At 37.5% G+C, this 10,702-nt stretch carries 10 protein-coding genes and 1 pseudogene; all 11 read left to right on the top strand.

The genetic code is table 11. The annotated features are described in order from the left end of the window. The coding region (locus L647_RS0101055; RefSeq protein ID WP_024609557.1) for a glycoside hydrolase family 3 N-terminal domain-containing protein at window positions 1-2,402 on the top strand (2,402 nt) is incomplete at its 5' end. A gap of 132 nt (window positions 2,403-2,534) precedes the next feature. After that, window positions 2,535-3,587 (top strand): histidine kinase, encoded by a 1,053-nt coding sequence (locus tag L647_RS0101050; protein ID WP_029880329.1) that lies wholly within the window; start codon window positions 2,535-2,537, stop codon window positions 3,585-3,587. Window positions 3,588-3,591: 4 nt separating this feature from the next. After that, a complete protein-coding gene (locus L647_RS0101045) occupies window positions 3,592-4,398 on the top strand; it encodes a LytTR family DNA-binding domain-containing protein (protein ID WP_024609556.1) in 807 nt (268 codons plus the stop codon). Between the two features lie 577 nt (window positions 4,399-4,975). Continuing rightward, a pseudogene (locus L647_RS1000000126755) lies at window positions 4,976-5,146 on the top strand (transposase); the annotation flags it as partial. 290 nt (window positions 5,147-5,436) lie between these two features. Then, window positions 5,437-5,793, top strand: coding sequence for a hypothetical protein (locus tag L647_RS0101040; RefSeq protein WP_024609555.1), 357 nt, complete (start codon window positions 5,437-5,439; stop codon window positions 5,791-5,793). Between the two features lie 491 nt (window positions 5,794-6,284). Continuing rightward, window positions 6,285-6,653 (top strand): hypothetical protein, encoded by a 369-nt coding sequence (locus tag L647_RS0101035; protein ID WP_024609554.1) that lies wholly within the window; start codon window positions 6,285-6,287, stop codon window positions 6,651-6,653. Between the two features lie 9 nt (window positions 6,654-6,662). Then, on the top strand, window positions 6,663-7,415 hold the full coding sequence (locus L647_RS0101030; protein WP_024609553.1) for a PoNe immunity protein domain-containing protein: 753 nt from the start codon (window positions 6,663-6,665) through the stop codon (window positions 7,413-7,415). A 16-nt stretch (window positions 7,416-7,431) separates the two neighbouring features. Beyond that, window positions 7,432-7,698: a hypothetical protein gene (locus L647_RS0101025; protein ID WP_024609552.1), complete on the top strand. Its 267-nt coding sequence runs from the start codon at window positions 7,432-7,434 to the stop codon at window positions 7,696-7,698. Window positions 7,699-7,829: 131 nt separating this feature from the next. Next, entirely contained in the window at window positions 7,830-8,804 is a 975-nt protein-coding gene (locus L647_RS0101020) for a transposase (RefSeq protein WP_024609551.1), read from the top strand. A gap of 277 nt (window positions 8,805-9,081) precedes the next feature. After that, window positions 9,082-9,420, top strand: coding sequence for an immunity protein YezG family protein (locus tag L647_RS0101015; protein ID WP_024609550.1), 339 nt, complete (start codon window positions 9,082-9,084; stop codon window positions 9,418-9,420). 447 nt (window positions 9,421-9,867) lie between these two features. Further along, the gene (locus tag L647_RS1000000124900; protein WP_024609549.1) at window positions 9,868-10,593 is read left to right on the top strand and encodes a hypothetical protein; all 726 of its coding nucleotides are present in this window, start codon (window positions 9,868-9,870) and stop codon (window positions 10,591-10,593) included. The last annotated feature ends 109 nt before the right edge of the window (window positions 10,594-10,702 follow it).

The raw sequence follows: 10,702 nt of genomic DNA, 5'->3' as shown, positions 1-10,702 counted from the left end.
TGGCTACTATGAGTATTGAGCAAAAAGTAGCGCAGTTAATTCAGCCCGAAATTGCCTACTTTGACGCAGAAAAAATGCGTAAGTATGGCTTTGGATCGTACTTAAATGGCGGTAATACGGCACCATATGGTAATAAAACTGCCGATCCTAAAACATGGTTACGTTTTGCTGATGAAATGTATTTAGCCTCAATTGATAGCTCGCAAGACCAAAGCACAATTCCTACTATTTGGGGTACCGATGCAATGCACGGTCACAGCAATGTGTATGGTGCTACGTTGTTTCCTCATAATATTGGTTTAGGCGCCGCTAACGACGCTCAACTAATAAAAAAAATAGGTAAAGCAACAGCAAGAGAAGTGTCGGTAACGGGTATTGAATGGAGCTTTGCGCCCACGGTTGCCGTTGTTAGAGACGACAGATGGGGACGTACTTACGAAAGCTACTCAGAAGACCCCGACATAGTTAAACGTTATGCTGGTGCAATGGTGTCGGGGTTACAAGGTGACATAAATGACGACTTTTTAAATGGTTATCATCGTATTGCTACCGCTAAACACTTTGTTGGTGATGGCGGGACCGAAAACGGCATAGATCGCGGTAATACTGTAATCGACGAAGAGACACTGAGAGATATTCATGCGGCGGGTTATTTTTCGGCGATTGAATCGGGCGTACAATCAGTTATGGCTTCGTTTAATAGCTGGAACTCAGAGCGAGTTCATGGCAGTAAATACTTATTAACCACCGTGCTTAAGCAAAAAATGGGGTTTGATGGATTTGTAGTAAGTGATTGGAACGCACATAAGTTTGTAAAAGGGTGCGACCTTGAACAATGCGCCGGTGCATTTAATGCCGGTGTAGATGTAATGATGGTGCCTGAACATTATGAGGCGTTTTATCACAATACAGTTAAACAAGTTAAGCAAGGCGATATTAAAATTGCACGAATAGATGACGCCGTGAGACGTTTTTTACGTGCAAAAGTACGTTGGGGATTATTTGCTAAGGGTAAGCCATCAAGCCGTGAAGAGTCTAAAAATGCAAGCTGGTTAAATGCACCAGAGCATAAAGCGTTAGCGCGCGAGGCTGTTAGAAAATCTTTAGTATTACTGAAAAATAATAAACTAAAAAACAACCAATCAAAAAACAGTCAAAATGTGTTACCAATATCACCGCGTAGCAAAATATTAGTGACAGGTAATGGCGCGCATAATATTGCCAAACAAGCGGGTGGTTGGAGCGTATCGTGGCAAGGAACCGACAACACCAATGCCGACTTTCCAAATGCAGTATCTATTTATGATGGCTTAAAAGAGCAAGTACTTGGTGCTGGTGGCGAGATTGAATTATCGAAAAATGCACAATTTAAGGAAAAGCCTGATGTAGCAATAGTCGTGTTTGGCGAAGAACCTTACGCCGAGTGGTTTGGCGATATACAAGGGCTTGAATATCAGCGCGATGATAAAAAAGATCTCGCTTTATTAAAGTCGCTACAAGCGCAAAATATTCCGGTAGTGAGTGTATTTATAAGTGGTCGCCCGCTTTGGGTAAACAAAGAGCTAAATGCGTCAGATGCATTTGTAGCCGCATGGTTGCCAGGCTCTGAAGGGCAAGGTGTTGCTGACGTTTTACTTTTAGATAAAAACGACGCGGTTCAATACGACTTTACAGGTAAATTAAGCTTTTCGTGGCCCAAATTTGACGACCAATTTATTCTTAATAAAGGCGATAAAAACTACGACCCTTTATTTGCTTATGGTTATGGACTTAGTTACAAAGAGCCTAAAAATGTAAACATACTATCAGAAAAAACCAGCCCAAAAATTAATGTAAATGACAGCCAAGGCACCCCATTTTTTGTTAGAAACCTAGCGCCTAACGTTCGCTGGGCGCTGTCAGACAAAACCCAAACCAACATGATGACTAAAAGTTCATCAGCCATGAGCGCCGACGGTAAAAGCATTTCTATGCAATCGGTTAACTTAGCGTATCAAGAAGATGGCAGACAGTTTGTGTGGAATAATAAAGAAGGAGCTGGCAAAGTGAGTTTGCGTTTTGAGCAAGCATCAACAGAGCTTAAAAACCTTGATGAACAGTTTATACAATTTGATATACGCGTTGACGATACGCCAATTGAGGCTGTTGAACTAAGTGTAATGTGTAACAAACAAGCATGCTCTACTAAAACAAACATAGCCAAACAGTTTGCTCAGTTAAAAAATAAAGGCTGGAAAACGGTAGCAGTAAAATTAGGCTGTAATACAGCACAATCAAAGTTGAGTGAAATTACTGATATACTTGGCATTAATGCTCAGCAACCGCTCAATTTAGCAATTGCTAATGTTGCGTTAGTTAAAGCAGTACAAAGCAACAGCATTACCTTAGGCTGTAGCAATTAATATGTATTAATTGCGAGTTGTACTCATTTATATCCGTTTATTTTTAAACATAGGGCTGTTAGCTTTTGCTAAATAGCCCTTATATTTAAGTAAATTGGAATAATTCGCGACTTTTACTTAGTTAGGATAAATGTGAAATTAGAATCTCGGCGTTATTTATTTTGGGCTTTTCAGTTAAGTGGTTGGGGTATTTACGCACTTTTAACCGAAATAATGATAAAGCTACCTAGTAACGAGCCTTGGCAAATTCATATTCCCCATTTATTACTCGACACCTTGTGCGGGTTTTTAATAACAATAGGCTTGAGAAAATGTTACTTATTTGCCAGAACTAAATCGGCAAATATAAGTATTACACTTCATGTATCAGCGCTGTTAATAGCAAGTATAGTGTGGACCGCCTTTAAATGGGCAGCCTTGCAATGGTTTTATGGTCATTGGTGGTCTGCGATGAGCTGGTTTGATTTTGGTACTTGGAGCACGGCGTCTCTTACTATGTTGGCAACATGGACGGGGGCTTATTTTGGCATTACATCTTACCTTGATAACCAAGAGCAAAAACAAAAAGCCGCTGTTGCTCTTAACTTAGCAAACGAAGCCCAGCTTAAAATGTTGCGTTATCAGTTAAATCCTCATTTTATGTTTAACAGCATTAATGCCATTTGTACGTTAATACTAAAAAAAGATAATATGCATGCAGTTGATATGCTTGAAAAACTCTGCGATTTACTGCGCTATAGTTTATATACCGACCCACTTGCTAAAATAACAGTGCACGAAGAAGTGCAAATATTAAATACCTATCTAGATATTGAGCAATGCCGTTTTGGCAATAAACTAAATGTAAATATTATTACTGAGCCGCACTGTAGTGATTTTTTAATTCCATCAATGCTTGTTCAACCACTAGTTGAAAATGCGTTAAAGCATGGAATGGATCAAGCTCAAAATATAACCATAACGGTAAAAATAGAACAGCAAAATAATAACTTAGTTATTTCGGTTTCAGATACAGGTAAAGGCTTTAACAAACATACTCACTCTCAAAGAGGAATTGGCTTAAAAAATTGTGAGCAACGGTTAAGCTTAATTTACCCTCAAAATAATCAATTTAAAACGGGTAACAGCGAACAAGGTGGTGCATGGGTGTATATGACAATACCGCTACAGCGTACACAGGAGTAAAAGTATGCAGCTAACAACACTAATAGTTGATGACGAATTTAGTGCCATTGAAGGCTTGATGATAAGGCTTGAAAAATTTCCTCAAATAAACGTTATTGGTCACGCATGCAGTGTAGACGAGGCTGTGGGTATTATTGATAAAACCCAGCCAAACCTTATTTTTTTAGATATAGAAATGCCCGGAAAATCAGGATTTGAACTAGTTAAATATTTTACAGGCGATTATTGCCCAGCCATTATTTTTGTTACTGCATTTCATCAGCATGCAGTGCAAGCCTTTGAAGTAAAAGCGGTGGATTACTTACTCAAGCCAGTTAAATTACAACGGCTAGGGGAGGCAATCGAACGTGCTTTAGAGCGTTTAAACAGTGTGTTTAACAAACAACAACTACTTGAAATGCGCGAAAGCTACTTAAACGCGCAGCAGCCACAACTAACTAGCACTACAAAAGTAGAACGATTAGCAGAGGCTGATAACTTAATTATTCAAGATGGGCGTAACCCAATACAGCTTGTACCCTACAACGATATTTTATGCATAGACGCTGCTGGCGATTATATGTGCGTACACACCGAGCAAGAAACATTTGTAATGCGAGCCCGCATGAAAAGCCTAGAAAAAGACACGCTCCCACCTGACTTTATTCGTATACATAAATCAGCAATCGTAAATTTAAAGCATATAAAGCGCTTAGAGCCACTACGAAATAGCGAATACAACGCTATTTTAAAAAACGATAAATCAATGAAGGTAAGCCGTACCTACAGCAAAGAACTAAAAAGTCGGTTACTCAATATCAGCGGCTGCTAAATGCATTTATAAGCAATAAAACGCAAATAGTTATGCGTTATATATTGGCCAAAGTGCCTAGTTAAAATGTGTAGCTGAAGGACTGTATTGAGAGATGCGCGGGCTATAAAATTATGATGTATGAAGTCAAGATTTGACCCTTAGGGCTTCCAGCAAAGAACTAAAAAGTCGGTTACTCAATATCAGCGGCTGCTAAATGCATTTATAAGCATAAAACGCAAATAGTTATGCGTTATATATTAGCCAAAGCGCCTAGTTAAAATTTGTAGTTGAAGGACTGTATTGAGAGATGCGTGGGCTAAAAAATTATGATGTATGAAGTCAAGATTTGACCCTTAGGGGCTCATATATTAGCCAAAGCGCCTAGTTGAAATGTGTAGTTGAAGGACTGTATTGAGAGATGCGCGGGCTAAAAAATTATGATGTATGAAGTCAAGATTTGACCCTTAGGGGCTCTTAGGGGCTCAGGTTTCTAGTGGCTTTTATTTTTCAGATAAGCCTGAGTTAGGCAAATGCAACCTTCACAGATCCGATGAAATCAGGAAAAATTGGTGTGACACCGATCCTAATTTTTGGCCTAGGAAGAGTGAATGTTTTCCCAGAAAACTGGTTAAAGCTTGCAACTCAATTTACACGCGTATTTCAAGACGCAGTAGGTAGACGACCCACCTCACAAGCAAGTTACTGTGAAAACTTAAACCGAAAACGGCGAGCGAACATCAGCAACTGCGAAAAGCTACCCACATAAAACTTAAATTACTTAGTAAAAAGTTAAAACTGCATCATGTAATCATTTTCATGCGTGTAATTTAGATTTAACAGTGGTAATGGCTTATTTAATGGGTTAAATGAAAGTAATCCAGTTGGAAAGGTAAATTATTAACCTAAAAAGTAGAATTTGTGGGGCAGTTTAGTTTATGTAATTATAGTGGCTGCCTAGTCTAGTTTAGTTCTACAAAGATAAACCTGCCTTAGTTTAGGTAATATAATTAGCTAAATACATAACTATATTTCTAGTAGCGTAAGAAGGTATAAATAATGATTTCACGTAGAGCTAATGATGTTTGGGTAAATCTGGAGTTAATGAATAAAGAGTTTAAAACTATTTTGGAAAAAGTGATTTTTTTGGAGTGGTTTTTGTCTGCACTAGACAAAGCTGACATAATAAATCAAATGAGGCATATTGAAGTTTGTTCCATATGTAATGAAAATTATTTTTTATTACATGAGGAAAATAAAGTTATCTCTAAATACGAATACAGAATACCAAACGGAGCAACAAATTTAATTGTAAACTCATCTATTTTACATTTGGTTTCTATGCACTCCTTAGTGCCTGAGCTTTCGGTGATTTCTGCTTTAGAAAATTTGTATTGCAAGGCACCTAAGTTGTAGAGGCAAATAACGATATACTCAAGATACCCACTTTAAAATAGCAAAGATATATATGGACGCTTCCTTAAAGTCAAACGAGCCGGTGTATAAACATCAGAATTGATGCCTTTATTTTATTATCATATATCCCATTTCACTGTCACAATATTGCTTAAAAGCAAAGGTACTGACATATATTCGAGCTATGGCATCATGTTTATCACACACCGTGCTTCTAATGAGCTTCGTGCCAAAGTACCTAAAGAATAATTATCCAAGCGAGATGTGAAAAGCTACCTGCATAAAAATTAAATTACTCAGTAAATAGTTAATACTGCATCATGCAGTCATTACCTTGCGTGTAATTTAAATTTAGCCGTAATAGCGCCTTATTTAATGGGTTAAATGAAAGTAATATAGTAGAAAAGGTAAGTTATTAACCTAAAAAGTAGATTTTATGGGGCAGTGTAGTTTATATAATTAGAGTGGCTGTCCAGTTAAGTTGATGGCTAATGCTAGAAAAGGGTTATAAACCATTAGGTAATACAGACGGTAAATACACACCAGGTGAAACAGGTATTGATGGTATTTATGAACCGCCGAATCCACCGCCATACTTTGCTGTCACTGAAGCTAAATACAATAAAGCCCGCTTAGGTAAAACTAGTGACGGTAAGCAAATGAATGATAAGTGGATCAATGATGATCGACTTGAAAAAGCAGGAATGAGTAGAAAAGAACGTAAAATCATATTGAAAAGTATACGTAAAGGTGATGGTTCTGTTTCGAAATTACTCATTCGAAACAAGATAGATAGTAGCATGGTAGTAAAAACGTTAGATAAAAATGCCAAAATTATTGGACAAACACTCGGATTCTAGGATTATATAATGTTAAGAGATAAATTAAGAGATAAAGACTATTTTGATGAGAATATTGAATTTAGTATCGAAACAATCGAAGAGTATATTGATGATTTAAAAACAGATCAAAGTTTAACTACTGAGTCAAAAATGAAATTCGCATTTGGTATAGTGAGTTATTTAGTTAGTTTGATGCATGAGCGCTATTCACGTGGCGATAACCTACTTGAATTCAAAGTACATTTAGATATGGCATTAGAATATCGCCAATGGCAAAAGCACTATGCGGATGCTTTGCCTGAAAATGAGCAAGTAGAACGCATACAATGGGAAGAGCTGCACGAAGATGATATGCGACGAACCTTGATCTGGCTTGCATTTGCCTATTGTTTAGATATGGGGCAAGCGTATTACCAACAAGTACTTGAGTTAATTGCCAACCAAGGGCAAGACGGTTTACTGGATAATATTGCTGTTGCCATGGGCGATACAACACGTGAAGTCGCCCAATCGACCTTATTTAAAAAACGTTTTGGTAAATTATACAAGGTTGTTGAAGGCTCGCCTGAGCAACGACCTGCTCTCGTTAAAGCTTACCTTGACGCATGGTATAAAGCTGAGGGTAGCCCTGATTACCATTTAATGGACACCGACGCGTATATTGGTTACTGGTGTTGGGGGGCAGCGCTAGTGGTTAAACTTTATAACATTGATGACAGTAGTTTTATTGACCATGAATATTACCCAAAAGATTTAGTGCACTGGCAAGATAATAAGTAAGAGCAGGAAAATACTTATGCGCGATACCCGTAAAGACAAGGCTTATTTTACAGAGTTGGTTGACGATTTTGAAGAAGTGTTAATTGAAACACAAGAAGCACTGGATGCAGGTAACTTTACCTCACCCAGCAGCCGAGTTGATATTACTCAGCGCTTGTTTCAATTATCAATTATGCGCGCGGTTACCTATTATTCTAATGGAACATCAATAGAAGCGCTTAAGCCTTATGTTTTAGCCATTCTACCTTATCGCCAACAGCTCAGTGACTATTGCGATAAATAAACCAAAATAGAATAGACAAAATAGAATAATAGAATAGACAGAATAATAGAATAGACACCCACTCTAAATTTTGCACTTTATGAAAAGAAGTACTAGGCTTTATTTAGTGTAAAAAACAAGCAGAGTGTCTCATGGCTATCGCAAGAAAGCGTCAAATAAGTTTGGTTGATACAAAATATTACCATTGTATTTCACGCTGTGTTCGTCGTGCATTTTTATGTGGCGAAGACTGTTTTACAGGCAAATCTTACGAGCACCGCAGAGGCTGGGTTGAAGATAAACTGCTTGAATTAGCGAAGGTATTTTGTATTGATGTGTGTGCTTACGCTGTAATGAGTAATCATACGCACTTAGTGCTGTATGTTGATGACAAAAAAGCGAATCGGTTGAATGATAAAGCCATTATTATCCGTTGGCATAAACTCTGTAAAGGCACTGTACTAACACAAAAATACGTACAAGGTGAAAAGCTAACTAAAGCTGAACTTATCTTTTTTAATCAAACAGTAAAACAATACCGCGAGCGCCTATCAAGTATTAGCTGGTTTATGCGATTACTAAATGAAGATATTGCTCGCAGAGCGAACAAAGAAGATAACTGCACAGGTAGGTTTTGGGAGGGACGTTTTACGTCCCAAGCACTTCTGGATGAAGCAGCACTTGCTGCTTGTATGGCGTATGTCGATTTAAACCCAATTAGAGCCAAAATGGCTAACACCCCAGAGGAGTCAGACCATACCAGCATCAAACAGCGTTTAACGTATGCAAAGGATGGCAAGCAACAAAAACAACTACTGCGCTTTGCAGGCATGCCACGTCAAATTATGCCAAAAGGGCTGCCGTTTGAACTTAAATCGTACCTTGAACTTGTTGAGTTAACAGGACGTTGTATACGAGAAGACAAACGAGGTTATATTGAAAGTTCGCACCTACCCTTACTCGAAAGAGTGAATATATCCCCCGAAAACTGGTTAAAACTCACCACACAATTTACGCGTGTATTTCATGGCGCAGTAGGCAGGCCAAGTTCACAAGCAAGTTACTGTGAAAATTTAAACAGAAAGCGACGAGCGAATATCAGTAACTGCGAAAAGCTATTCGCATAAAACGTAAGTTATTCAGTAAAGCTATTCAGCAATAAATCATAACTGCATCATGCAGCCATTTTTATGCGTGTGATTTAGGTTTAATAGGGTTAATGACTTATTTAATAGGTGAAATGAAAGTAATCCAGTAGGAAAGGTAAGTTTTTAATCTAAAAAATAAATTTTATGACACAGTTTGGCTTGTATAATTAAAGTGGCTGTCTAGTTTCGTCGTATACTTATAAAATAGGTGGAAAGCCATTTAAGCGTATTTTTAAAAATAAATCAGGAGGTTAGAGTGAAAAATAGAGAAATACAGGAAATCTATTCGTCTATAGCGGATGGCATTGCCAATAGCATAAAGAATGATTGGGAAACTGCATCTATCGAAATAGAGTGGTTTGGAGATGCTGGCGATTTTTCTGGAAATTATAAAGTTGGAGTCTCAGTTAATTACTTCGAGGTTGATGATAGTATTTTCGATGATGTAGAAGAACTACATGAAATAACAACTGAAAATGATTCGAACAAGTGGAATCGTGCTGTATTTAATTTGAAGCCAACTGGTGAATTCAATATCGATTTTTCTTGGAATCAAGAATTGGCTGATGAAATTGAACGATTGAATAATGAATGAGTACAGTAAAAACAAATTATTATGAAAGTTCTCTTAATTTTTTAATGCCAGAAAAAAAATAAACAAGACACCCATCCCAAAAAAAATAAACAAGACACCCATCCCAAATTTTGCATTTTAAGTAGTGGCTACTGTTTAATTATTGTGAAAAATTAGCAGGGTGTTTTATGGCACTCGCAAGTAAGCGTCAAGTAAATTTTGTTGATACAAAGTACTACCACTAAAAATAACAAAAAAATAACAAAGACACCCACTTTAAATGGTGGGTGTTAAATTACCACTAACACGTTGTACTTAAACAACATAACACAAAAGAAAAGGACACTTCGATGCCAGCAATGAAATTAATCCAATCAGTAGGTATTGGCGGCGCAAATAAGCCAGACGATGTAAATGCAGTTCAAACCGCTTTAAATTCACTTCTTTACCTTTCACTTTGAGCGCAAAATGATTAAAAACACACTGTTACTCGCTTTAATTCTTATACCGATCACTGCCTATGCGAATACTGCAGGCAATGACATAGCGCCCACATATAACTTAAAAAACAATACCAGAGGGTTATTTATAGACCCAGTAACATCCGACAGTTTGGAGCAGGTTAATACGCTATTGAATAAACAATGGTATTTTACAAAAGTACTTACTCTTGATGGTAAGCCTGATATGGATGTGAATAGCTGTAAAACATTGCTTAAGGCTGCTAATGAAAACTACAAAACAACAAATTATCAGGCTGAATCTATACTAAAGGACTTTAAAAAAACGTGTTCGACCTGGCGCGATATGGGGCAGTTAACGCCTTCAAATAAAAGCTTTTTAAGCTCATTTAAACACAGTTTAGCATTACCAAAACAAATGCCGCCTGAGCTCGCTTTAATTATTTCGAATGATGATGAGCGCCGCTTAGCAAAAGCAAGTAGCTGGGATGAAATGAGCCACATTCAAAAGATAGTACCTGTAAATGATGCTCAAGCTATTTATTACGATAACAGTGGCGGTATTCAAAGGTTAACAATAATGGCTAAGGGTGATTATAACCAAGATGGCATTGAGGATATGGTGTTGTACATGGAAAACTCAGTGGAGGGCGGAGATTATTACTCTTCTTATAATTATATTGTGACACAGTTAACTGCCGATGCACCCTATACGTTAATTAAGCAGTTTTAATTACTTAGCAATTAGAGTCGCTGTCTCGTTAAGTTTATTTATTATAATAAAGATACAGGCGAAATTATTACTGTTGAGGCAAAAGGCGGGGCTTCAACAAGAGGTAGCC

Source organism: Pseudoalteromonas sp. TB64 (genome assembly GCF_000498095.1).
Taxonomy (GTDB): domain Bacteria; phylum Pseudomonadota; class Gammaproteobacteria; order Enterobacterales; family Alteromonadaceae; genus Pseudoalteromonas.
Note: the sequence above shows the minus strand (reverse complement) of the source record. Positions and strands in the feature narration are given on the sequence as shown.